Below are 22,320 nucleotides of genomic sequence, written 5' to 3'. Positions count from 1 at the left end.
CTCGGCTCGGCTCGGCTGACCTCAGCTCACCATGTCCCGCCGCCGCAGTCCCGCCAGTCCCGCCGCCACGAGCGCCGCCGCCAGGACCGTCAGCGCCAGGACCGGGGTCCAGGCCATCTCCTGGCCCGGGAGCTTGGGCAGGTGGCCGAAGGGGGAGAGGTTCAGGGCGGCCTGCGGCAGGTCGAGCGCCGGGCCGATCCAGCCGAGGGCCAGGCAGAGCCCGGCCGCGCCCCACGCGGCGGTCGCGGCCTTCGGGACCACGCCCCAGAGCAGGACCGCGAGTCCGGCCAGCGTCCACACCGCCGGGAGCTGGGCGAGCGAGGCGCCCAGGATCGGGCCGGGATCGTGCCCGTACGAGAGGGCGAGGCCGAGCCCGCTGAGGGCAAGGATCAGGGCCGAGCCGCCGAAGGCGATCACCAGGTGGCCGGCCGCCCAGCGGAGCCTGCCGAGCGCGTTCGCGAGGAGCGGTTCGGCCCGGCCCGAGGTCTCCTCGCCGTGCGGCCGCAGCACCGAGCCGACCGCGAACAGGGCGGCGAGCATCCCGAAGAGGGACACCATGGTGGCGAGGAAGGCGTTCGTGAGGGCGCTCTGGCCGCCCATGCGCTCGAAGATCTGCCGGGCGGCCTCGTTGTCGCCGACGATGTCGGCGGCGCCCTCGGCCATCCCGCCGAAGACGAGCCCGCCGAGCAGGAAGCCCAGTGACCAGCCGAGGAGCGTGCCGCGCTGGAGCCGCCGGGCGAGCGCGCCCGCCGTCGCCAGCCTGCCCTCCGCCGGGCCGGGCCGGGTCGCGAGGAAGCTCGCGCCGACGTCCCGGCGGGCGGTCAGCGCGTACGCCGCCGCCGTCTGGGCCAGGACGGCCGCGGCGATCACGAGCAGCACCCACCAGCGTTCACCGGCGAAGGCGCGGACGTGCTCGGCCCAGCCGATCGGCGAGAGCCAGGTCAGGGCGCTGCTGCCGTCCGCCGTCCCGGAGTCCCCGGCCGCCCGCAGGACGAATGCGAGGCCGAGGACGGCGCCCGTCAGCCCCTTGGCGAGGCGGGCGCTCTCCGTCAGCTGGGCGGCGAGCGCGGCCGTCGTCGCGAAGACCATGCCGGTGCCGCCGATCGCCAGGCCGAGGGCGAGCGCCCCGGCCGCGCCCTGCCCGGCGAGGCCGGCGGTGACGATGAGGGCGACGGCGGTGTTGACGACGAGCGCGGCGAGGAGGGCGGCGGTGAGCGGGGCCCGGCGGCCGACCGCGCCGGCGGAGAGCATCTCCTGACGGCCGGTCTCCTCCTCCTCGCGGGTGTGCCGGACGACCACGATCAGGCTCGCGACGGCGGCGAGGACGGCGGCGAAGGTGCCGAACCGCCAGGCGACGAGCCCGCCGAGGGAGTCGTCGAAGACCGGCCCGTAGAGGGCGCGCATCGAGCTGTTGGCGGTCATGGAGGCGGCGGCGTCGGCCCGTTCGGCGGCGGTGCCGTAGAGCCCTTCGAGCGAGCCCGCACCGCTGGCGACCAGGCCGCCGGTGACGAGCGCCCAGACCGGGATCATCAGTCGGTCGCGGTGCAGGGCGAGCCGGGTGAGGGTCCCGGTGCCGGCGAGGGCGGCGGCGCTCATCGCGCGGTCACCTCGTCCGTGACGTGCCCGTCCGCGACGTGCTCGTCCTCGTAGTGCCGGAGGAACAGCTCCTCCAGGGTGGGCGGGGTGCTGGTGAGGCTCCGTACGCCCGAGGCGGTCAGGGAACGCAGGACGGCGTCGAGCTTGTCGGTGTCGACCTGGAGCTTCACCCGGAACCCCTGGACGTCGAGGTCGTGGACGCCGGGGAGGTGGGCGAGGCCGTCGGGCGCGGCGGCGAGTTCGGCGGTGACGCTGGTACGGGTCAGGTGCCGCAGCTCCGCGAGCGAACCGGACTCCACGGTGCGGCCCTTGCGGATGATGCTGACCCGGTCGCAGAGGGTCTCGACCTCGCTGAGGATGTGGCTGGACAGCAGGACGGTGCGGCCCCGGTCGCGGGCCTCCTGGACGCAGCTCTGGAAGACCTCCTCCATCAGCGGGTCGAGGCCGCTGGTCGGCTCGTCGAGGACGTACAGGTCGACGTCGGAGGCGAAGGCCGCGACGAGGGCGACCTTCTGCCGGTTGCCCTTGGAGTAGGTGCGGCCCTTCTTGGTGGGGTCGAGCTCGAAGCGCTCGATCAGCTCGGCCCGCCTGGCCTTGTCGAGGCCGCCCCGGAGCTTCCCGTACAGGTCGATGACCTCGCCGCCGGAGAGGTTGCGCCACAGGGTCACGTCGCCGGGGACGTAGGCGATCCGGCGGTGCAGTGCGACGGCGTCCTGCCAGGGGTCTCCGCCGAGGAGCATGGCGGCGCCGGAGTCGGGCCGCAGGAGGCCCAGGAGGACCCGGATCGTGGTGGACTTCCCGGCGCCGTTGGGGCCGAGGAAGCCGTGGACCTCGCCGGTCTCGACGGCGAGGTCGAGGCCGTCGAGCGCGTGGGTACGCCCGAAGGACTTGTGCAGTCCGGCGATGCTGGTTGCCTTCGTCATGTTTCAGAACGTACGCTCATTTCACAAAGTTGTGAAGTTAAGGAAGCGTATAAAGTTGGGGCGGCGGAGCGAGTGAGGGAGACGATGACCGGCATGACGACCACCGAGGGCAGCGGCGAAGGCAACGAGGAGGCCGTGTCCCGCTTCGTGGAGCGCTTCGCCGCCGAGCTGACGGAAGCCGGCATGCAGCGCATGGGCGCCCGCGTCTTCGCGGCGCTCCTCGCCTCCGAGACCGCCTCCATGACCTCGGCCGAACTCGCCGGACAACTACAGATCAGCCCGGCGGCGGTCTCCGGCGCGATCCGCTACCTCAGCCAGGTCAGCATGGTCAGCCGCGAGCGCGACCCCGGCACCCGACGCGAGCGGTACGTCCTCCACAACGAGCTCTGGTACGAGACCTTCACCCGCCGAGACCAGGTCCTCACCCGCTGGGAGAAGGTCCTCCGCGACGGCTCCGAGCTGCTCGGCCCGGACTCGGCGGCGGGCACGCGCACCGCCGAGACGGCCGAGTTCTTCGCGTTCCTCCAGCGGGAGATGCTGGGAATCATGGACCGCTGGAGCGCCTACAAGGCGGCTCAGGGAGCCGAACTCTCCTCCTGACGGGCCCGAGCGGCCATGGGTGGGGCGAGCCGGGCGAGGAGCGCGGCGCCCTCCGCCCCGCCCGCCGGCCGGTACGGCCCCGCCGGCCACAGCGCGCGCCCCTCGAACCGCGGGACGACGACCGGCAGGCCGTCGGCGGAGAAGTCGCGCCAGCCCCGCAGCTCGACGGTCCCGGTCGGCTCCGACGGCAACCCGAGCCACGGGCGCTTACCGGTGCCGGGGTGCAACAGTGCGAGAAGCCCCTCGGGCGGGGCGTGCGCTCCGCCGTGGGCGGGGAAGACGACCAGAACGGGAACCCCGTCCTTCGGGTCGTGGAGCAGTACGTACCGCCGCGGGACCGGTACGGGGGAGTGCGCGGCCCGGGCCATCAGCCGGACCGCGGGAATCCCGCCGGTCAGCAGGCCGTGCCCGGAGTGGGCGAGTGCCACGAGCCCCACGATCGCCACGACGAACAGCTTCATCAGGCCGCTCCCCTCCGGCCGGAGGACCGCCGCCACCGCCGCCACCGCGCAGACGGCCAGCGACATCAGTACCCGGCCGACCCCGGCGGCCCGTCGCAGGCTCCGCACGCGCCACCACGCCACCTGGCGGACGTCCGCCTCCGGTCGCCGGGTCCGGGTCCGGATCCGTGGCACGGCCTGCCGCCCGGCGTGGGCCGCGAGCCGCGCGTACGTCGGGGCGCCGGACGTGTCGGACTCGGGTCGCTTGACCAGACTCACGCGCGGGGCCGGAACGGTCGTCGGGGCGGGAACGGTCGTCGGGACCGGATCCGGGACCGGCGGCACATGAACCCGCACCTGTGGCTGGACAGGGGCAGCCCGGCCGAGGAGTCCCATCCGCGTGGCCTGCTCCACGATCCGCCGCCGGGCCCGCCGGTGCTTCACCGTCCTGGTCCAGATCAGCGCCCCGCCGCCGGGCGGCGCGACCACCCCGCCCCTGGACGGGTCCCCGCACCACCACATCACCCCGTCGGGGCCCGGCCGCAGCGGCTCGTACCGCTGCCGCATCGCGACCACCTCCAGCGGCCACAGCCCTTCCCCGGCCGGGGACCGCAGCACCACGGCCTCGGTGGTCCGCATGATCCGCACCCCCACCGCGGCATGCGCCGACCAGGCCCCGGAGCCGAGCACGCGCCTCATCCGACGCGCCAGGGCCCAGGACCCGGCACCGGCGCCGGCCACGAGTACGCCCAGGGCGACGAGCGCACCGATCAGTTCGTCCGCCCACGGCTCCCCGGGTACGACGAGCGCGACCCCTGCGGCGAGGGCGAACAGGACGCCCCCGCTCACCATCACCCCGCCCGCTCTTCGCCCGTACCGGTCCAGCGCCTCCGCCGTCTCCGGCAGATCCAACGCCCGTGCCATCGCCCATCCCCCGTCACGCATGCCGTCCACCCCACGCGCGACGGTAGACGGCTGCCGTACCCGGCACCAGCCCGGCCGTCACCGGCTCGGCTCCGCGACACGATCAGCCGCGGGGCAGGGCCGGCCGCGGGGCAGCGTCAGTCGCGGGGCACGGGTCAGCCGCGGGGAAGCGTCAGCCCCCACGCCCCCTCCCGGACCGTCCACGTCCGGCGGCGGACCGGCCCCGTGACGCGGCCGTCCGCGCGGTAGCGGAAGTCCGGGCCCGAGACCGTGAGGACGCCGGCGGTGGTGTGCCGGGGCGGGGTGGCCGAGGGGTGGACGACCACCTCGGCGGTACCGCCGACCGAGCGGACCGTCAGGCTCTCCAGCGGGGTGTCGACATCGCTGAGCAGCACCCCGTCCGCCTCCACCCGCAGCCGGAGGGCGCGGACCGCGAGGGCCGTCGGGGCCGGCCGGACCAGGGTGCGGACCAGGGAGCGGCAGGTGCCCCAGACGGTCGGGGACACCGAGGCGAGGCCGGGTACGGCCGGTACGCCGGGGATGCGGAGGCCGCCGAGGACGACGCCGTCGCTGTCGTCGACCAGCAGGTCGAGGCGCCGTACGGTCCCGTCGAGGACGGCCCGGGCGGCCGCCGGGGTGGAGCGCGGCACGCCGAGGGAGTGGGCGAGTTCCAGGGCGTCCGGGGCGCCGATCGGGATGAGGGAGAGGGCCCCTTCGGCGAGCTCCCGCTCCCGGTGGAGGAGGGCCACCGTACGCAGCAGCGTACGGTCGTCGCCGAGCACCACGGGGCGCCGGGAGCCGCGCCGGGCCAGGGCGCGGGAGAATTCTTCCGGGCTGTCCGGCAGGCAGATCTTCGCTTCCGCGCCCGCGGACAAGACATCTTTCGCGATCCGTACGGACTCGCCGTCACTTCGGCGGGCGACCGGGTCGATGACCACCAGCAGCTGGTCGTGAGCCGACACCTCGGTCCTTCCTCGGGTAGCATCTTTGTGCAAGAGCCCCTTGCGCTATTGCGCCAGGGGCTTCGTCTATTCCGGGGCACACCGGTGAGGCGGCCTCGGCCCCTGACCTTGGACATGCCCCACCCGGAAGGGGTGTACGCCTGTGCCCGCACTTGTGCTGCTCGGTGCTCAGTGGGGTGACGAGGGCAAGGGAAAGGCCACCGATCTCCTCGGTGGATCCGTTGACTATGTAGTGCGCTACCAGGGCGGCAACAACGCCGGCCACACCGTCGTCGTCGGCGACCAGAAGTACGCGCTGCATCTTCTCCCTTCCGGAATCCTTTCGCCGGGGTGTACCCCGGTGATCGGAAACGGTGTCGTCGTCGACCCGGCGGTCCTGCTCTCCGAGCTGAGCGGACTGAACGAGCGCGGCGTCGACACGTCGAAGCTCCTGATCAGCGGTAACGCCCACCTGATCACCCCGTACAACGTCACCCTCGACAAGGTGACGGAACGGTTCCTCGGCAAGCGCAAGATCGGCACCACGGGTCGCGGCATCGGCCCGACCTACGCCGACAAGATCAACCGCGTCGGCATCCGGGTCCAGGACCTGTACGACGAGTCGATCCTCGTCCAGAAGGTCGAGGCGGCGCTGGAGGGCAAGAACCAGCTGCTCGCCAAGCTGTACAACCGCCGCGCGATCGACGCCGCGCAGATCGTCGAGGAGATGCTCCAGTACGCGGAGCAGATCAAGCCGTTCGTCGCGGACACCACGCTGATCCTCAACAACGCGCTCGACGAGGACAAGGTCGTCCTCTTCGAGGGCGGCCAGGGCACGCTGCTCGACGTCGACCACGGCACGTACCCCTTCGTCACCTCCTCGAACCCGACCGCGGGCGGCGCCTGCACCGGCGCCGGCGTGGGCCCGACGAAGATCAGCCGGGTCATCGGCATCCTCAAGGCGTACACGACCCGTGTCGGCGCCGGCCCGTTCCCGACGGAGCTCTTCGACGCGGACGGCGAGGCGCTGCGCCGCATCGGCGGCGAGCGCGGTGTCACCACCGGCCGTGACCGCCGCTGCGGCTGGTTCGACGCGGTCATCGCGCGCTACGCGACCCGGGTCAACGGCCTGACGGACTTCTTCCTCACCAAGCTCGACGTGCTGACGGGCTGGGAGCAGATCCCGGTCTGCGTCGCGTACGAGATCGACGGCAAGCGCGTCGAGGAGCTGCCCTACTCGCAGACCGACTTCCACCACGCGAAGCCGATCTACGAGATGCTCCCGGGCTGGTCCGAGGACATCACCAAGGCCAAGACCTTCGCGGACCTGCCGAAGAACGCGCAGGCGTACGTGAAGGCCCTGGAGGAGATGTCGGGCGCCCCGATCTCCGCGATCGGCGTGGGCCCCGGCCGCACCGAGACGATCGAGATCAACTCGTTCCTGTAGGAGCACGCACGACGAAGGGCCCGCCCCCGGTTCGCCGGGGTGCGGGCCTTTTCCGCGTCCATTGGCCGTCAGACGTCCAGCTTGGTGTCCCGGCCGACCTTCTCCCAGGTGCCGAGGTCGTCCCGGACCTGGTCCAGGTGGCCCAGGATCGTGTCGATCGAGTCGTCGCCGAGGGCGAGGCGCAGGGGGGTCTCGTCGGCGGCCAGGGCGGCCAGGACCGCTGCCGCCGCCTTCGCCGGGTCGCCCGCCTGCGTGCCGCCGCCCGTCTCCACGAAGGTGCGCGTCGCGCCCACCGTGTCCGCGTAGTCGGTGATGCCGTCGTCGCTCAGGCTGTGGTTGCCGAAGAGGCTCGTGCGGAAGGCGCCCGGTTCGACGATGAGGACGTCGATGCCCAGCGGTCGTACCTCCGCCGCGAGCGCCTCGGACAGGCCCTCCAGGGCGAACTTGGTCGCGCTGTACGCGCCGAAGCCCGCCATCGACATCTGGCCGCCGACGCTGCTGAGCTGCACGATCGCGCCCGAGCGGCGGGCCCGCATGTGGGGCAGGACGGCGCGGGTGAGGGCGGCCGGGCCGAAGACGTGGACGTCGAAGAGGGAGCGCAGGTCGGCGTCCGACGTCTCCTCGACCGAACCGACGTGCGTGCGGCCCGCGTTGTTGACGAGGACGTCGATGCGGCCGTGGCGCTCGGCGACTTCGGCGACGACTCGGTCGATCGCCGCCGTGTCGGTGACGTCCAGGGCGACCGGGTGCACCTGGTCGGGGTGGGCCGCGACCAGGTCGTCCAGGGAAGCCGTCCGACGGGCCGCGGCGACCACGACGTCGCCGTCGGCGATCGCCGCCTCGGTGAAGGCGCGTCCGAAGCCGCTGTTGGCGCCTGTGATCAGCCAGACCTTGTTCATGTGGACCGTTCTCCCAAGTCGTTTCGGTGTCCTGCTGTCCCGCGGTGCTGCTGTGCTGCTGTTCCGGTGTCTCGGTGTCTCCGCGTCTCGGCGACACAACAAGCTTGTGTCCCACGGGTGTTGTCGTCCAAGATCTGCTGTGATAACTCATGGTTATGACCATGGACGTGCACGGGCGGGACCTGAGGTACTTCGTCGCCGTCGCCGAGGAGCTGCACTTCACCCGCGCCGCCGAGCGGCTGTACGTCTCCCAGCCCGCGCTGAGCAAGCAGATCCGGGCCCTGGAGCGGCAGCTCGGCGCCCCGCTCTTCGACCGCGACCGGCACGGCGTCCGCCTCACCCCCGTCGGTACGGCCCTGCTGCCGCACGCCCGTGCCGTGCTCGCCGCCTGGGCGGAGGCGGACGGGGCCGTACGGCGGGCCCGCGCCGACGAACAGGCCACCCTCGTCGTCGGCATGAGCACCAGCCCCGGCCGGGGCGGGCTGCTGCCCGCGATCCGCTCCCGCTTCACCGAGGCCCACCCGGAGGCCGTGCTCAGGCTGCGTCAGGTGGGGTGGGAGGACCCGACGGCCGGGCTCGCCGACGGCGCCAGCGACGTGGCGTTCGTCTGGCTGCCACTGGCCGGCGAGGAACGGTTCCGCTGGGTCGTCGTGGCCACCGAACCCCGGCTCGTCGCCCTCCCGGAGACCCATCCGCTGGCCGCCCGCGAGCGCCTGGACTTCGCGGACCTCCTCGACGAGCCGTTCCTCGCCCTGCCGGACACCGGCCCCGAACTGCGCGACCACTGGCTCGCGCTGGATGCCCGCGGCGGCCGGCCGCCGGTCGTCGGCGGGGAGATCGCCAGCACCGACGAGACGTACGAGGCCCTCGTCGGCGGTCTCGGCATCTGCCTGGTCGCGGCCGGCAACACGCCGCTCCTCACCCGAGGCGGCGTCGTCACCCGCCCCGTCGACGGCGTCAGCCCCAGCCGCTTCGTCCTCGCCTGGCGCGCGGACGACACCCGCCCGCTGGTCCGGGCGTACGCGCACGCGGCGGCGGGGCGGGCGGTCTCCTACGAGCGGTAGTGCTCGTTCTCGGGTACGTGTCTACGAGCGGTAGTACTCGTTCGGTTCGCCGTCGAGCATCGGATAGACGAGGAGCCGGTCCTTGCCGTTCAGCTTGTCGACGAGCAGGTAGCGGGAGAGGCCCTCCTGGCATTCGCGGTCCCAGGCGTTGGTGTCCCGGGTGGCGGGGCCGACGATCAGCAGGTTTCCGACGCCCGCGAGGACGGCCGTGGTGCCGCAGGACCAGTCCTCGTCCATGAGCACGCCGTCGACGGTGCGCGGATAGCCGTCGAGGGTGCTGACCACGGGGGCGCCGACCGGGCCCTGGGTGATCGTCACCTGTGAGGTGTAGCGGTCGTCGTTCTCGCCGTAGATCTCCGGCGCCGGGATGCGCGACCAGCGGCCGAGGTAGCGGGCGGGGACGACCTCGGTGCCGGTGGGGGCCTTGCGGAAGGTGGCCTTCGCGGTGCCCGAGGTCCATTCCAGGACGTCGGGGGAGCGCAGGGTGAGGGTCTGGTGGGCGGCGGGGACGCAGCGCTGGGCGGGCACGCTGGTCGTCACGTCGGACTCGCCGAAGACGACCTTGTCCTCGTCGGCGGAGACGAGCCGGGAGCGGCCCATGCACAGGCGGTTCTCGGCGACCTGGACGTAGACCGCGTTCTTGGCGCCCGCCGCGCCCTGGCTGATCTCGAACCGGGCGGTCTCCCGGGGGTGGTCGGGGGAGCCCTGGATGACGCCTTCCCAGGCGCCGAGGAAGGCGGCCGGGACGATTCCGGCGGGGCGGGCCGCGACGTTGCCCGTGCTGCCGGGGGCGCGGTTCTTCTGATCGTCCATGCCGGCGTTCGGGTCGGGCCAGAAGGTGTACGTGACGGTGGCGGCGGCCGCCACCGCGAGGGCCGCGAGTCCGGCGACCAGGGCGGTACGGCGAGGGCGCCGGGCCGGTGGCTGGGGTGCCGTGGAGGCGGTGGACGGCGGCAGGGGAGTGGGCGGGGTCGGGTCGCCCGCGGCGAGGGCGGTGGACCCGGTCCCGGTCGGGCTCTCCGTCTCCGCCTCAAGGAGTCGGGCCGCGTGCCGGCCGAGCCGGGCGAGGACGTCCGCCGGGAGCCAGGGATCGGCGACCGGCAGGGTCTCCGCGATCTCGGCGGCCGAGGGCCGGGCGGTCACGTCCTTGGCGAGGCAGGCCCGGATCACCCCGGACAGCTCGGGCGCGAGATCCGTCAGGTCGGGCTCGTCGTGGGCGATGCGGAACATGGTCGCGTGGACGCCGCTGTCCGCCGTCCCGAACGGGGAACGGCCGGTCGCCGCGTACGCGAGGACCGAGCCGAGGCAGAAGATGTCCGACGCGGGCGTGAGGCGGTCGCCCCGCACCTGCTCGGGCGACATGAAGCCGGGGGAGCCGACGACCGCCCCGGTGGTGGTCAGATTGCCGCCGTCGGCGACGGTGTCGACGGCGCGCGCGATGCCGAAGTCGATGATCCGCGGCCCGTCGACGGTGAGCAGGACGTTGGACGGCTTGAGGTCGCGGTGGACGAGCCCGGCGGCGTGGATGTGCACGAGGGCCCGGGCAAGGCCGGAGGCCAGGGCCTTCACGGTCGCGGGCGGCAGCGGCCCGAACTCGTCGCCGACCACGGTCCGCAGCGAGGGCCCCGGTACGTAGCCGATCGCCACCCACGGCGACTCGGCGTCCGTGTCCGAGCCGAGCACGGGCGTGGTGCCGGTGCCGCCGACCCGTTCCAGGGAGGCGACCTCGCGGGCGAACCGGCGCCGGAACTCGTCCTGGGCGGCCAGTGCCGCGTGCACGACCTTCACCGCGACGGTCCGCCCGCCGGACGAACGCGCGAGGAACACCCGTCCCATTCCCCCGACGCCGAGGCGGCCGAGCAGACGGAACGGGCCGATGCTGACCGGGTCTTCCGCGTTCAATGGCTCCACGTCGTCAGAGCATGCCAGACCGGGGGTCAGCCGTCCCCACAGATCCGCAGCCCCTTCGGGGTGGAGCAGGGCAGATGCCCGTGGGTGCGGATGACGTCCTGGCCGCTGCCCCAGCGCAGATAGGTGAGGAAGCTGGAGGTCAGCGAATCGGCCGGCGGCTCGCCCCAGGTGTAGGCGTACTCGATCTCCCGGTACGGGTAGCTCGACTCGCCTATCTCGTCCAGGACGGGCCTGCGTCCGTCGATGGCAACCCGGTGCAGGCCCTTCAGGCCGGTGCCGTCGCGGAGTTCGGTGTATCCGATCGCTCCGGGCAGCTTGGCCACGGTGGAGAGGACCTGTTCCGTGGAGTCGAGTTCGCAGCGGATGACCGCGGACTCGGAGTCGTTGCTGTTCTGGCAGTCGAGGGAGGAGTTGGCGGGCTCGTTGCGCCCGAGGACCCGGCGCTGGAACACCTCCCTGGTGCCGGAGTTGGCGTCCCGGCTGACCAGATGGATCGGCTGGTCCATGCTGGGGACCAGTTCGGCCCAGTTCTTGATCTCGCCCCGGTAGATACGGCGGATCTGGTCCAGGGTGAGGTTGTCGACGGGCACCCCGTCGTTGAGGACGAGGGTGTAGAGGGAGACGGCGACCATGCTCTCCCGCAGCTGCGGGAAGCCGCCCGGCTTGCGCCCGTCGGACAGGGCGATGACGGCGGGGGAGCCCTTGGCGGTCTTCGCCCCCTCCTCGGCCAGCCGCCGGATCCCGGCCGTCGACCCGTGCGCCTCCACGCTCACCGTCGCGCCCTCGCAGTCCTTCTCGTACTTCTTCGCGAGTTCCCGTACGACGGGGGCGAAGGCCGTCGACCCGGTGACCGTGAGACTGCCCGTGGCGCAGCCGATGGGCGGTGGGGTCTGCTCCCGGACGATGATCACGGCGAGGGCGATCACGCAGAGGGTGAGGACGACGGTGACGGCCCGCGCGACCCGGCTGAAGACGGGCGGCTTGTCGTCGGGGGTCGTGCTGTGGTTGACGTGGACGACGCCCTCGGCGATGTTGCCGTGGACCTCGACGGGGGTGCCGATCGGACCGCCGGTGAGCAGTACGAGCAGCTTGTAGTGGGCGCCCCGGTTGAGCGGCACCTTGGGCAGTACGAGGGAGGTGGCGCCGTCGGCCGGACCCCGCCAGCTGTCGGGGAAGTGGGTCAGGAGGCCGGGGTGGTCGGGGGCGGTCACGACGAGCGCCTTCACGTGCCGTCTTCGCCCGGGCTGCTCCGTGCCGCCCGCCGTGCTGCCGAACACCACCGTGAGTCCGTTGTTGGCACCGTCCGTGTAGTGGTCCGCGGTGATGGCCAGGCCGCCGTCGTTCTCGATCCGGAGCAGGACGATGGTGGCGTCGGCGTTGGCCAGCTCCGGGGAGGTGTCGAAGAACCCGCGCCGCACGGTCGTGCCGGGGCCGGTCACGGGAAGGTGCGTCGCCCCGGCGCCGATGGCGGTGTCGAGCTGGACGCGGTAGCCGATCCGGCGCTGGTGCGGCACGCGCCGCTCGTACCAGACGGCACCGGTGGAGACGAGGACGCCGAGGAGCGCGGTGATCACGGCGATGAGGTTCTCAGCGGTAAGCCAGTCCACTCGCGCGACGGTACGGACGTGTGTGCGGTTACGGAGGGTACGTCGCTCCCCGCCACCTGGAGTTCTCCCTTCCGCCAACGGAGCCGTCGCGTTCGCCGGGCGGCCCCGGCGCGGGCGGGTCAACAGAGGTTGCCCGGGGCTGCGGGGCGTGGGTGTAATGGCCACGAGGGGGCCTTCAGCCTGAGGAGAACCCCATGCGTGTCGTCGAAGTGACCGCCTACGGCGGACCCGAGGTCCTCAGAATGGCCCGTCGGCCCGAGCCGGAGGCCGGGGACGTCCCGGGCAAGGTGCGCGTGCGGCTCAAGGCCGCGGGCGTGAACCAGGCCGATGTGCGGATCCGGGCAGGCCTGTACGCCGACGCGGTCGGCGATCTCAAGCCCCCGTTCGTCCTGGGGACGGACTTCGCGGGAAAGCTGCTCGATCCCGTGCCCGGAATGGCGCCCGGGACCCGGGTGGCCGGCACCGTGCCCTGGTACGCGCTGCTGAACGGCGAGGGCACGTACGCCGAGGTCATCTGGGTCGATCCGGAGTGGCTGGCCGCGATCCCGGAGGACGTGGAGTACACCGTGGCCGCGTCCGTCCCGCTGGCCTCGGCCACGGCCCAGCAGGGCCTCGACCGGCTCGCGCTCCCGGCGGGGGCGACGCTGCTCGTGACCGGTGGGAGTACGGTGGTGGGCCGCTTCGCGGTCCAGCACGCCCACGCGGCCGGACTGCGGGTCGTGGCCGTCGCCCACGAGGGTGACGAGGCCGAACTGAGGATTCTCGGTGCGGACCACGCCGTCCCGCGCGGTACCCCGGAGGAGGTGCTCGCCCGGGTGAGGGAGGTGGCCCCGGAGGGGGTGGACGGGATCTTCGACGGGGCGCTCTTCGGCGGGGGGACCCTCCCGCTGCTGAAGGACGGCGGCGTCTTCGCGGCGATCGCTCCCGACCGGATTCCGCCCGCCGAACGGAACATCCGCGTCGAGGTCGTCCGGGCCACGCCGGACGCCGCCCGCCTGAAGGAGACGCTGCAGAAGGTGGCGGACCGCGAGCTGCTCACCCGGGTGGCCGACGTCCTCCCGCTGGAGGAGGTCGCGGAGGCCCACCGCCGCGCCGAGGCCGGCCACCGCCCCGGTCGGATCGTGCTGCTGATCTGACGTAAGCCGTAAGGGAGTCGAGCGGCCCCGGGACCCGGAACATCGGGTCCCGGGGCCGACTCGTCGGTCGTCGGGACAAGAGGAACCCCCTCCGTCACAACTCTTGGTCTAGACCTTGACAGGTTCAGACCAATCGCGATTCGCTGTGCTTCCCCACCCGGCCCCACCCGGAAGGAAGCACGCATGCTCCGTAAGTTGGTCACCCTGATGGCCGCGCTCTGTACGGCCGCCGGACTCGCCGTCCTCCTCGTCCCCGCCGCCTCCGCCGGTGCGGCCGCCGCCTGCGTGGCCGCATGGAACGCCTCCAGCGTCTATACGGGCGGAATGACGGCCTCGCACAACGGCCACAACTGGTCGGCCAAGTGGTGGACCCAGAACGAGACTCCCGGCACGACCGGCGAGTGGGGCGTCTGGGCCGACCAGGGCGCCTGCGGCGGCGGGCCCACGACCCCGCCCACCACCCCGCCGCCGAGCTCCGGATTCGTGGTCTCCGAGGCCCAGTTCAACCAGATGTTCCCGAGCCGGAACCCCTTCTACACGTACGCGGGCCTCACCGCCGCCCTCAAGTCGTACCCCGGCTTCGCCAACACCGGCAGCGACACGGTGAAGAAGCAGGAGGCCGCGGCCTTCCTCGCGAACGTCTCCCACGAGACGGGCGGCCTCGTCTACATCGTCGAGCAGAACACGGCCAACTACCCGCACTACTGCGACACCAGCCAGTCCTACGGCTGCCCCGCCGGCCAGGCCGCCTACTACGGCCGCGGCCCCATCCAGCTCTCCTGGAACTTCAACTACAAGGCCGCCGGTGACGCCCTCGGCATCGACCTGCTGAACAACCCCTGGCGCGTCGAGCAGGACCCGGCCGTCGCCATGATGACCGGCCTCTGGTACTGGAACACGCAGAACGGTCCCGGCACGATGACCGCCCACAACGCCATGGTCAACGGCGCCGGATTCGGCCAGACCATCTGGGCGATCAACGGCAGCCTGGAGTGCAACGGCGGCAACCCGGCCCAGGTCCAGAGCCGGGTCACCAAGTACCAGCAGTTCACCCAGATCCTGGGCGTGCCCGCGGGGTCGAACCTGTCCTGCTGATCAGTCCTGCCAGGCAACGAACGCGGTCCAGGCGGCGGGCTCCACGGTGAACGTGGGCCCGTCGCTCTGCTTTGAGTCGCGGAGGTGGACGGCGTGGGGGCAGGTGGCGACTTCGACGCAGTTGCCGCCACCGTCGTCGCTGTACGAGGACTTGTGCCAGTCGAAGGCGACCTCGACGCAGCTTCCGCCGCCACTGTCGCTGTAGCTGGACTTGAACCAGTGCAGGCTGTCGTTCATCCCGTGCTCCCGCCAACTCCTCGATGAGACCCAGCGACCGGCGCGGATCCAGGGCCTGTGCCCGGATCTTCGCATACCGCTGCATGTGCGTACTGACCTTCGCCCGGTCGGTGATCAGCACACTCTCTCCCTGGATCTCCAGGTAGGTCACGCGGTCGTGTGCCGGGGTCTCGACGATCTCCAGAGCGCCTCGATCGCCCGCGTACTCGCCCCCCAACCCCGCCTCCAACGGCAGCACCTGAAGGTTCACGTTCCTCCGTCGGGCGCACTCCGCGAGGTACAGCAACTGCTCGCGCATGATGTCCTCGCTCCCGATCGGCCGCCGCAGCACCGACTCGTCCAGCACCAGCTCGATCTCGCAGACCGGCTTCCGGTCGAACAGCGCCTTCCGGGCCATCCGGCCGACCACCAGCTCCTCCACCCGTTCCGGTGTCGGCTCCGGGTAGCCGCCCGCGATCAGCGCCCGCGCGTACGCCTCCGTCTGGAACAGCCCGTGGACGACGTGGTTCGCGTAGAGCCAGAGCGCGACCGCCTTCTGTTCGATCGGCGCGTACCCGCGGAACTGTTCCGGGAGTTTCTCCAGCCGTACGAGCGGCCGCATCTCCTCGAAGATGCCCGTGCCGCCACCCAGGGCGATTTCGAGCTGCACCAGCATCTCGTCGCTCACCGGCTGGGCCAGGGTCTCCATGGCGCTGATCGCCGCACCGGAGTACCCGGTCTGTTCGCCCAGCTGGGGCTGAGTCAGGCCCTTCTTCACCCGCATTCTCTTCGCCACCGTCGCTGCCATCCGGGCCGCCGGGCCCGCTGATTCCTTGTTCTCCGCTCGCGCCATCGCGATCCCCATTCGGACTCAACCGATCTCAACCGGTCTCAACTGCTCCCCGCCGAATTCGACTGCATTCAAGGTGCGTTGACGCAGGTCGAGGGGATGGCGACGCACCGTCAGCAATCGTGGAAAACGCTAGCGTCGGCGCGGGAGCATGTCCTCGTGAATGATGAGAATCGGGAAGTAAACGTGGATTGGATTCCAGTTTCCGGATTCCAACTCCGCAAGGCCGGGGTGCAATTCGACGCCGTTCGTGTGGACGGTGACGAGGGGCGGCGGCTGGCCGACTGGATAGAGGCACTCACCGGTGGGGACCCTGGGCCGGTCGTGATCGAGGCGAACGGGCGACGAGGGGTCTACTTCCTGGTGCCGCCGGGGTCGACGGCGCGGAAGGTGTGGCCGCGCGGGGTGACCCGGTTCAATGCCGGGCCCGCCCATGTGAGTTACGTACCGGTGCCGGCGTTGACGGGCCGGACCTGGCCGCTGTCCTGGCGCTTCCCGCCGACCGCCCCGGACCGCTTCGTCCACCCCCTGCTCCTGCGGAGCGCCGTGGCCGAGCTCCTGGCGGGAATGTGACGGCTCGATCCGCAGACACGCCGGGCGCGCCGGTGTGACATGTCCACGGACGGTCGTTACCTTCCGAGTCGATCAACGACCGAAGGCATCGGGGGAGCCTGCGGCGGCGCGGTGGCCTGTGTGCGCACCGGTGTCGGCCGGTTTCCCCGTGCCGTCACAGAAGGACATCGATGACCCTCACCAGCAAGATCCGCCGCCTGGCCGCCGCCGGTGCCGCGACGCTCGCCGTCGCCGCCACCAGCCTCGTCGGCGCCTCTTCCGCTTCGGCGGAAGTGATCTACCCGGGCTACACGCTGAAGAACCACGAGACCGGCCTGTGCCTGGAGGCCAGCGGCGAGGGCACGACCGCCGGCACCGCCGTCACCCAGTGGCGCTGCGAAGGCTCCCTGCACCAGCTCTGGTACGCCTCCACCAACGCCTACGGCCAGCCGATCCTGATCAACTCGTACAGCGGCCTCTGCCTGGACATCTCCGGCGCCAGCCAGAGCCCGGGCGCCCGGCTGATCCTCTGGCACTGCAACAACGGCTGGAACCAGGTCTGGAAGGAGCAGAACCTGTCCTACATCAACCCGACGACCGGTCACGCCGTCGACGTGCCCGGGGGCACGGGCGTCTGGGGCACCCAGATGATCGCCTATCCGTTCAACGGGTACGCCAACCAGCGCTGGGGCTACTACCCCAGCACCGGCTGGTAGTCCGTCACTCCGGCGCGCCGTCGGGTACGTCCAGTGCCCAGGAGAGCCGCCGACGCGCTGATCAGTTCTGGGCGGGGCGAAGGAGTCGAAGCAGGGCTTCCGCGGTCACCCGGGTGACGAAGGTGTCGTCCGGGTGACCGAGAGCTCCAGCAGCGGCCCGGCGGCCTTCCGCGACTCGGCGAAGCCCGCCAGGCCGTGACCGGCATCCGCCCGGTCGCGGTGGTCGTGGCTCCGCCCGGGCTCGCCGAGCGCCACGACAGCCGCATGCCGCAGGTCACTGTCCACCTGGCTGCCTGCCTTCTGGTTCGGCGGCCTCGGGGGCCGCGTACCTCGTGCCGGCCGCCTCCAGCGCCGCCGACAGCCGGTCCAGCACCCGTACCGTCTCGTCGAAGGCCTCCTGGCCGCCCAACTCCCGCATGAGCAGGGCTGCCAGGTGCGCATGGCCCGGTTCGATGCGGGCGATGGCGGCCCGGCCCGCCTCGGTCGGGGTGAGGAGCTTGGCGCGCCGGTGGGCCGGGTTCGGCTCGTACGCCGCGAGTCCCTCCCGTACGAGCAGGTCCGCGATCCGCTGGACGCTCTGGCGGGTGATGCCCATGACCCGGGCGATCCCGGCCACCGGGAGGGGTTCCTGGAGTACGGCTCCGAGGACCTGCCACCAGGCGGCGGTCAGGCCGGCCGGTTCGGCCAGCTTCTCCGAGACGGCGAGGAACTGGCCGTTGAGGCGGAAGACGCCCAGCGCCGTACGGGAGAGGGCGTCCTGCTGCTCGCGGCTCACGAGTTCAGCTCGACGAAGGCGGCCGGGTCCGAGTCGTGGAAGAGGCGGTACCAGGCGTCCCGCTTGCCCTCGTACGCGCCGAGCACGGCGAAGACCTCGCGCGCGAAGGCGACGGGCTCCGTCGGGCCGGCCGTGATCAGGTCGCCCGTCCCTGCCTGGCCCTCGGAGGTCACCGCGTCCGTGTCGACGTAGTGCTCGCCGCCCTTGTAGCCGGTGGCGGCCAGGTAGAAGGAGACGGCGCTGGTGTGCGGGCGGTCGTCGAGCAGGCCCTCCTTGGCCAGGCCCGCCGTGGCGCCGCAGATCGCGGCGACCGGCACACCGGCGTCGAGGAAGGCACGTGCCGCGGCCGGGAAGGCGGCGAGCTCGTCGCCCTCGTCGTACTTCTCGGCGCCCGGAAGGATCAGCAGCGTGCTGTCCTCGGGCCGGAGGTCGGCGAGCGCGAGGTCGGGGACGATCCGGATTCCGGCGATGGTCGTGACGGGTTCCCCGGCGACCGGGCCGACGGTCCTGATCGTGTAGCCGGCGCGGGCGAGCCACGCGGTGGCGTGGCCCGTCTCCCAGTCGGCGAGGGTGTCGTAGACGGCGAGATGGACGGTCTTCGTTCCCATGGCTGCTCCCTCGGTCGTTCCCGTGGCTGATCCCATGACTTCGATGACAACAGACTGTCATGTCGACAGGATGCTGTCAATGAACCGCTGTCACGGAACAAGGTGTCGCGTCCGCCCCGGTCTCGGTGGACAAGATGGCCATAGCCCGCCCTACCTGCACTTCCTTACCCTCGACCCCATGACCCCTCATGTCATCGAACCCGATCCCCAGGCCGGGGCCGCCGTCAAGGCCGCCGACCGCGCGCACGTGTTCCACTCCTGGTCCGCCCAGGGCCTGATCGACCCGCTCGCCGTCGCCGGCGCCGAGGGTTCGTACTTCTGGGACTACGACGGAAACCGCTACCTGGACTTCACCAGCGGCCTCGTCTACACGAACATCGGCTACCAGCACCCGCGCGTGGTCGCCGCCATCCAGGAGCAGGCCGCGAAGCTCACCACCTTCGCGCCCGCCTTCGCCATCGACGTCCGCTCCGAGGCCGCACGCCTCATCGCCGAGCGCACCCCGGGCGACCTGGACAAGATCTTCTTCACCAACGGCGGCGCCGAGGCCGTCGAGAACGCCGTCCGCATGGCCCGGCTGCACACCGGCCGTACGAAGGTGCTCTCCGCCTACCGCTCGTACCACGGCGCCACCTCCACCGCGATCAACCTGACCGGTGACCCGCGCCGCTGGGCCTCCGACAACGGCTCCGCCGGCGTCGTGCGCTTCTGGGCGCCGTTCCTCTACCGCTCGCCCTTCTACGCCACCACCGAGGCGGAGGAGAGCGCGCGGGCCCTCCAGCACCTGGAGGACACGATCGCCTTCGAGGGTCCGGCGACGATCGCCGCGATCATCCTGGAGACCGTGCCCGGCACCGCCGGCATCATGACCCCGCCGCCCGGCTACCTCGCCGGCGTGCGCGAGATCTGCGACAAGTACGGCATCGTCTTCGTCCTCGACGAGGTCATGGCGGGCTTCGGCCGCACCGGCAAGTGGTTCGCCGCCGAGCACTTCGACGTCGTGCCCGACCTGATGACCTTCGCCAAGGGCGTGAACTCCGGCTACGTGCCCCTCGGCGGCGTCGCCATCAACGCCGAGATCGCCGCCACCTTCGACAAGCGGCCCTACCCGGGCGGACTGACCTACTCCGGTCACCCGCTGGCCTGCGCCGCCGCCGTCGCCACCATCCAGGTGATGGAGGACGAGAAGGTCGTCGAGAACGCCGCCCACATCGGCGAGAACGTCCTCGGCCCCGGCCTGCGCGAGCTCGCCGAGCGCCACCCGTCCGTCGGCGAGGTCCGCGGCATGGGCGTCTTCTGGGCGCTCGACCTGGTCAAGAACCGCGAGACGCGCGAACCGCTCGTCCCGTACAACGCGGCCGGCGAGGCCAACGCGCCCATGGCCGCCTTCGGCGCCGCGGCGAAGAAGAACGGCCTGTGGCCCTTCGTCAACATGAACCGCACCCACGCCGTCCCCGCCTGCAACGTCACCGAGGCGGAGGCCAAGGAAGGCCTCGCGGCCCTCGACGCGGCCCTCTCGGTGGCCGACGAGCACACCGCGTAACCGCGGGTCGAACACACCGCGTCACCGCCTGACGAGGTGGCCCCTTCCGTCTGGACTAGGGTGTCCGGAGCCGGACGGAGGGGGCCGACCCATGCCCGCGAGCGGAGCTGTCACCCGCAACACCTTGCGACAGCAGATCGCGGATGCGCTGCGTGACGAAGTGCTCGCGGGCCGTCTCCAGCCCGGACAGGAATTCACGGTCAAGCAGATCGCCGAGCAGTACGGCGTGTCCGCGACGCCCGTACGCGAAGCCCTCGTCGACCTCTGCGCGCAGGGCCTCCTCGACTCCGACCAGCACCGCGGCTTCCGCGTCCACCAGTACTCGGTCGACGACTACCGGGGCATGGTCGAGGCCCGGATGCTCGTCGTCGACGGCATCTTCCGCCGCGACGCCTCCATGGTTCCGCCCCGCTCCGCGGTCACGGAACCCGACCTCGGCGTCGGGGTCGCCCTCGTCTCCATACGGCGCCGGGGCGAGGCGGCGGCCCGCGCGGCCCGCGCCGGGGACCTGGACATCCTCATCGGCTACGACATCCGCTACTGGCGCGAGCTGGGGCGCCTGGTCGCCGCCAACGACTACATCGCCGACTTCCTGCACCGGCTCCGCGTCCAGGCCTGGGTCTTCTCCGTGCCGTACCTGCGCTCCGAGCGGGACATGCTGGGCTGGCTGTGGAGCGACCACGTGGAACTGGTCGACGCGATCACGCGCGGCGACGCGGACGCGGCCGTCGAGGTCGTACGGGCGTACAACAGGCACTCGATGGACTGGGCGGACCGGCTGGAGCGGCGGACCCGCTGAGGACGACCCGGCCCCGGCCGGCCGGGGCCGGGGACGAGCGAGCCGGGTCCGGTCGGGTTGAGGGCCTGCCTCCGAGGGCAGTTCCTCAGCGGGAGGGCGGTGGCCTGTGGGTGCCCGTGGGGCGCCGACTACCCTGGCCGTCCCTGCAAGAGCCCGGCAGACGCCCGCAAGCGTCCCCCACAACTGACGGAGAGCGAGCCTCCCTTGGCCTGTGACCTGTGGCTGGTCCCCCTCGTCGACGTGCTGTGCCACAGCCCCGACAATCCCTTCGCCGAAGAGATCGCCGCGTACGACGCCGTGCTCAGCGCCTCCGGTCTGCCGACCGTGCCCGTCTACGCGTACATGCCGGGGCTCTCCGGGGACGTCGCCCCGATCGCCGGCTTCGACTACGAGGCCCTGCACTTCCTGCGCCGCGCCTACCTCCTCCAGATGTGCGGACTGCCGGTCGAACCGGTCGGCGAGCTCGGCGGGGACTACGAACAGCTCCTGGAGATGTTCGAGGCGACCGCCCAGCAGTCGCACCTGGTCTGGCACTACGACCACGCGGGCGCGTACGTGCCGGTCGACTTCCCGGTCCCGCTCGCCAGCGACGAGCTCCTGGAGGGCGGCGGGCCGCTCGGCTCCTCGTACGGGCTGCTGCGGGAACTGGAGTTCGTCGCGCCCTCGATCGGCATCGACCCGTCGAACCCGCCGGCGCCCCCCGTACCGCCGGAGCGGCCGACCACCCTGGAGGAACCGGCCGTACCGATTCCGCTGGACGGCGGCCTCTTCGCACGCGAGCGCCACGTGTGGCTGGGGCTGCACGCGGCGGCGACCCGGAGCCTGGCCCAGGGCTCGATGATCATCCTGAGCTGAGGCCCGCCGCGGCTCCTCCGCCGGAGGCCTGCGTCAGCGGGCCTCCGGGGGCCGCTGACGCGGCATGTTCGGCCGGGTGCCGGGCGGCAGCGGGAAACGGCCCGACGGGTGATGGCTCTCGGCCCGCGCGGGCATCACACCCACCGACTGCAGCGCGAGCGGCGCCGGGCCCGAGCGGAACTCGACCATCCAGTCCGCGGTCTCCGCCCGTACGAGCTCCGTCACGTCCTCCGAGAAGCGGCGCAGCACGCCCAGACATCGCTCGGCGGCCTCGCTGGCGGTGCCCTCCGTGGGGCCCAGGACCTCCCGGACGCTCTCCGAGGCCCAGTCGAACTGCAGAGCCTGGAGACGCCGCTGCACGGCCTGCGCCGTCGCCACGTCCCTTATCCAGCCCGACGTCAGGCCGAAGTACCGGTCGCACGCCAGGCAGGCGGCGCCGAGCAGCAGCGAGAGATAGCCCCAGCCGGCGGTGCCCTCGGCCACGCCGGTCAGGTCGAGCAGCGGGAGCGCTGCGCCCGCGATCACCCCGGCGGCCGTACCGATCCGCAGGATCCGGGCGCTGCGGCGCTTCCAGACGCGGTCGGAGAGGTACCACTCGGCGGTGCGCAGGGCATTGGACTCCACCCAGCGGTACAGCTCGTCGAGCCGTTCGGCGGGCTCGCCCCAGTCACCCAGGGGGAACGGCGTACCGGTCAGATCGCGGTGGACGTCTCCCCCGGGGGGCCCCGGTGGCTGCATCTCCGGCTGCTGGCTCACCGGGGGACTCCTCTGTTCAGCTCAGCGCTCATGTCCTTCTGTGACGTGCGGTGCACGTGGTGCCTGC

22 protein-coding genes and 1 pseudogene are annotated in these 22,320 nt (G+C 72.1%); 10 read left to right on the top strand and 13 right to left on the bottom strand.

Annotated features, from left to right (window positions below; translation table 11 throughout):
* Positions 1 to 21 precede the first annotated feature (21 nt).
* Together OG462_RS21075 and OG462_RS21070 are read right to left on the bottom strand one after the other, a co-directional pair.
* Positions 22 to 1,596 carry an ABC transporter permease gene (locus tag OG462_RS21075; protein ID WP_406059706.1) on the bottom strand — a complete coding sequence of 525 codons (1,575 nt, stop codon included), beginning with the start codon at positions 1,594 to 1,596 and terminating at the stop codon, positions 22 to 24.
* A complete protein-coding gene (locus tag OG462_RS21070; protein WP_406059704.1) occupies positions 1,593 to 2,519 on the bottom strand; it encodes an ATP-binding cassette domain-containing protein in 927 nt (308 codons plus the stop codon). The genes OG462_RS21075 and OG462_RS21070 overlap by 4 nt, the downstream gene beginning before the upstream one ends.
* Before the next feature lie 84 nt (positions 2,520 to 2,603).
* On the opposite strand from OG462_RS21070, the gene OG462_RS21065 reads away from it, so the two are divergent.
* Positions 2,604 to 3,119 carry a GbsR/MarR family transcriptional regulator gene (locus tag OG462_RS21065; protein WP_406059702.1) on the top strand — a complete coding sequence of 172 codons (516 nt, stop codon included), beginning with the start codon at positions 2,604 to 2,606 and terminating at the stop codon, positions 3,117 to 3,119.
* On the opposite strand, the gene OG462_RS21060 is transcribed toward OG462_RS21065, so the two are convergent.
* Positions 3,095 to 4,504 (bottom strand): hypothetical protein, encoded by a 1,410-nt coding sequence (locus tag OG462_RS21060; protein ID WP_406059700.1) that lies wholly within the window; start codon positions 4,502 to 4,504, stop codon positions 3,095 to 3,097. The genes OG462_RS21065 and OG462_RS21060 overlap by 25 nt on opposite strands.
* 134 nt (positions 4,505 to 4,638) lie before the next feature.
* On the bottom strand, positions 4,639 to 5,445 hold the full coding sequence (locus OG462_RS21055) for a diacylglycerol kinase (protein ID WP_406059699.1): 807 nt from the start codon (positions 5,443 to 5,445) through the stop codon (positions 4,639 to 4,641).
* Between the two features lie 142 nt (positions 5,446 to 5,587).
* Here OG462_RS21055 and OG462_RS21050 point away from each other — a divergent pair, with 142 nt between their 5' ends.
* Positions 5,588 to 6,871, top strand: a complete 1,284-nt coding sequence (locus tag OG462_RS21050) for an adenylosuccinate synthase (RefSeq protein ID WP_024760101.1) — start codon at positions 5,588 to 5,590, stop codon at positions 6,869 to 6,871.
* A 68-nt stretch (positions 6,872 to 6,939) separates the two neighbouring features.
* On the opposite strand, the gene OG462_RS21045 is transcribed toward OG462_RS21050, so the two are convergent.
* Positions 6,940 to 7,770, bottom strand: coding sequence for an oxidoreductase (locus OG462_RS21045; protein ID WP_406059697.1), 831 nt, complete (start codon positions 7,768 to 7,770; stop codon positions 6,940 to 6,942).
* 155 nt (positions 7,771 to 7,925) lie between these two features.
* Here OG462_RS21045 and OG462_RS21040 point away from each other — a divergent pair, with 155 nt between their 5' ends.
* Positions 7,926 to 8,834 carry a LysR family transcriptional regulator gene (locus OG462_RS21040; protein WP_406059695.1) on the top strand — a complete coding sequence of 303 codons (909 nt, stop codon included), beginning with the start codon at positions 7,926 to 7,928 and terminating at the stop codon, positions 8,832 to 8,834.
* Positions 8,835 to 8,855: 21 nt separating this feature from the next.
* Here the strand turns inward: OG462_RS21040 and OG462_RS21035 are convergent, their stop codons facing one another.
* Together OG462_RS21035 and OG462_RS21030 are read right to left on the bottom strand one after the other, a co-directional pair.
* Positions 8,856 to 10,745, bottom strand: a complete 1,890-nt coding sequence (locus OG462_RS21035; protein ID WP_406059693.1) for a serine/threonine-protein kinase — start codon at positions 10,743 to 10,745, stop codon at positions 8,856 to 8,858.
* Between the two features lie 26 nt (positions 10,746 to 10,771).
* The gene (locus tag OG462_RS21030) at positions 10,772 to 12,352 is read right to left on the bottom strand and encodes a substrate-binding domain-containing protein (RefSeq protein WP_406059691.1); all 1,581 of its coding nucleotides are present in this window, start codon (positions 12,350 to 12,352) and stop codon (positions 10,772 to 10,774) included.
* Between the two features lie 194 nt (positions 12,353 to 12,546).
* On the opposite strand from OG462_RS21030, the gene OG462_RS21025 reads away from it, so the two are divergent.
* Positions 12,547 to 13,488 (top strand): NADP-dependent oxidoreductase, encoded by a 942-nt coding sequence (locus OG462_RS21025; RefSeq protein ID WP_406059689.1) that lies wholly within the window; start codon positions 12,547 to 12,549, stop codon positions 13,486 to 13,488.
* A gap of 183 nt (positions 13,489 to 13,671) precedes the next feature.
* A complete protein-coding gene (locus OG462_RS21020) occupies positions 13,672 to 14,583 on the top strand; it encodes a glycoside hydrolase family 19 protein (RefSeq protein WP_406059688.1) in 912 nt (303 codons plus the stop codon).
* On the opposite strand, the gene OG462_RS21015 is transcribed toward OG462_RS21020, so the two are convergent.
* A complete protein-coding gene (locus OG462_RS21015; protein ID WP_406066634.1) occupies positions 14,584 to 14,820 on the bottom strand; it encodes a DUF397 domain-containing protein in 237 nt (78 codons plus the stop codon).
* Between the two features lie 7 nt (positions 14,821 to 14,827).
* Positions 14,828 to 15,652, bottom strand: a pseudogene (locus OG462_RS21010) (helix-turn-helix domain-containing protein); the annotation flags it as partial.
* 156 nt (positions 15,653 to 15,808) lie between these two features.
* On the opposite strand from OG462_RS21010, the gene OG462_RS21005 reads away from it, so the two are divergent.
* Positions 15,809 to 16,222 (top strand): hypothetical protein, encoded by a 414-nt coding sequence (locus OG462_RS21005; protein ID WP_406066633.1) that lies wholly within the window; start codon positions 15,809 to 15,811, stop codon positions 16,220 to 16,222.
* 170 nt (positions 16,223 to 16,392) lie between these two features.
* Positions 16,393 to 16,917, top strand: coding sequence for an RICIN domain-containing protein (locus OG462_RS21000; RefSeq protein ID WP_406059686.1), 525 nt, complete (start codon positions 16,393 to 16,395; stop codon positions 16,915 to 16,917).
* Positions 16,918 to 17,022: 105 nt separating this feature from the next.
* On the opposite strand, the gene OG462_RS20995 is transcribed toward OG462_RS21000, so the two are convergent.
* Genes OG462_RS20995 through OG462_RS20985 form a run of 3 tightly spaced genes read right to left on the bottom strand, consistent with a single transcriptional unit; the run spans position 17,023 to position 18,300 of the window.
* Positions 17,023 to 17,202 (bottom strand): hypothetical protein, encoded by a 180-nt coding sequence (locus OG462_RS20995; RefSeq protein WP_406059684.1) that lies wholly within the window; start codon positions 17,200 to 17,202, stop codon positions 17,023 to 17,025.
* Positions 17,192 to 17,692 (bottom strand): MarR family winged helix-turn-helix transcriptional regulator, encoded by a 501-nt coding sequence (locus OG462_RS20990; protein ID WP_406059682.1) that lies wholly within the window; start codon positions 17,690 to 17,692, stop codon positions 17,192 to 17,194. Before OG462_RS20990 ends, OG462_RS20995 begins: the two co-directional genes overlap by 11 nt.
* Positions 17,689 to 18,300 (bottom strand): DJ-1/PfpI family protein, encoded by a 612-nt coding sequence (locus OG462_RS20985; RefSeq protein ID WP_406059680.1) that lies wholly within the window; start codon positions 18,298 to 18,300, stop codon positions 17,689 to 17,691. The genes OG462_RS20990 and OG462_RS20985 overlap by 4 nt, the downstream gene beginning before the upstream one ends.
* Positions 18,301 to 18,478: 178 nt before the next feature.
* Here OG462_RS20985 and OG462_RS20980 point away from each other — a divergent pair, with 178 nt between their 5' ends.
* The 3 genes from OG462_RS20980 (at position 18,479) to OG462_RS20970 (ending at position 21,497) form a co-directional block, all read left to right on the top strand.
* A complete protein-coding gene (locus tag OG462_RS20980) occupies positions 18,479 to 19,843 on the top strand; it encodes an aspartate aminotransferase family protein (RefSeq protein WP_406059679.1) in 1,365 nt (454 codons plus the stop codon).
* A 91-nt stretch (positions 19,844 to 19,934) separates the two neighbouring features.
* Positions 19,935 to 20,642, top strand: a complete 708-nt coding sequence (locus OG462_RS20975; RefSeq protein WP_406059677.1) for a GntR family transcriptional regulator — start codon at positions 19,935 to 19,937, stop codon at positions 20,640 to 20,642.
* A gap of 204 nt (positions 20,643 to 20,846) precedes the next feature.
* Positions 20,847 to 21,497 carry a hypothetical protein gene (locus OG462_RS20970; protein ID WP_406059676.1) on the top strand — a complete coding sequence of 217 codons (651 nt, stop codon included), beginning with the start codon at positions 20,847 to 20,849 and terminating at the stop codon, positions 21,495 to 21,497.
* A 33-nt stretch (positions 21,498 to 21,530) separates the two neighbouring features.
* On the opposite strand, the gene OG462_RS20965 is transcribed toward OG462_RS20970, so the two are convergent.
* Complete coding sequence (locus OG462_RS20965) at positions 21,531 to 22,235, bottom strand: SLATT domain-containing protein (protein ID WP_194480406.1); 705 nt, start codon at positions 22,233 to 22,235, stop codon at positions 21,531 to 21,533.
* Between the last annotated feature and the right edge of the window lie 85 nt (positions 22,236 to 22,320).

The sequence above is a fragment of the Streptomyces sp. NBC_01077 genome (assembly GCF_045162855.1).
Lineage (GTDB): Bacteria > Actinomycetota > Actinomycetes > Streptomycetales > Streptomycetaceae > Streptomyces.
This window is presented reverse-complemented; position numbering and strand designations above follow the sequence as displayed.

Coding starts and splice junctions, on each gene's coding strand:
- OG462_RS21075 (WP_406059706.1), bottom strand. CDS start 1,596: ATGAGCGCCGCCGCCCTCGCCGGCACCGGGACCCTCACCCGGCTCGCC.
- OG462_RS21070 (WP_406059704.1), bottom strand. CDS start 2,519: ATGACGAAGGCAACCAGCATCGCCGGACTGCACAAGTCCTTCGGGCGT.
- OG462_RS21065 (WP_406059702.1), top strand. CDS start 2,604: ATGACCGGCATGACGACCACCGAGGGCAGCGGCGAAGGCAACGAGGAG.
- OG462_RS21060 (WP_406059700.1), bottom strand. CDS start 4,504: ATGCGTGACGGGGGATGGGCGATGGCACGGGCGTTGGATCTGCCGGAG.
- OG462_RS21045 (WP_406059697.1), bottom strand. CDS start 7,770: ATGAACAAGGTCTGGCTGATCACAGGCGCCAACAGCGGCTTCGGACGC.
- OG462_RS21040 (WP_406059695.1), top strand. CDS start 7,926: ATGACCATGGACGTGCACGGGCGGGACCTGAGGTACTTCGTCGCCGTC.
- OG462_RS21025 (WP_406059689.1), top strand. CDS start 12,547: ATGCGTGTCGTCGAAGTGACCGCCTACGGCGGACCCGAGGTCCTCAGA.
- OG462_RS21020 (WP_406059688.1), top strand. CDS start 13,672: ATGCTCCGTAAGTTGGTCACCCTGATGGCCGCGCTCTGTACGGCCGCC.
- OG462_RS21015 (WP_406066634.1), bottom strand. CDS start 14,820: ATGAACGACAGCCTGCACTGGTTCAAGTCCAGCTACAGCGACAGTGGC.
- OG462_RS21000 (WP_406059686.1), top strand. CDS start 16,393: ATGACCCTCACCAGCAAGATCCGCCGCCTGGCCGCCGCCGGTGCCGCG.
- OG462_RS20985 (WP_406059680.1), bottom strand. CDS start 18,300: ATGGGAACGAAGACCGTCCATCTCGCCGTCTACGACACCCTCGCCGAC.
- OG462_RS20980 (WP_406059679.1), top strand. CDS start 18,479: ATGACCCCTCATGTCATCGAACCCGATCCCCAGGCCGGGGCCGCCGTC.
- OG462_RS20975 (WP_406059677.1), top strand. CDS start 19,935: ATGCCCGCGAGCGGAGCTGTCACCCGCAACACCTTGCGACAGCAGATC.
- OG462_RS20965 (WP_194480406.1), bottom strand. CDS start 22,235: ATGCAGCCACCGGGGCCCCCCGGGGGAGACGTCCACCGCGATCTGACC.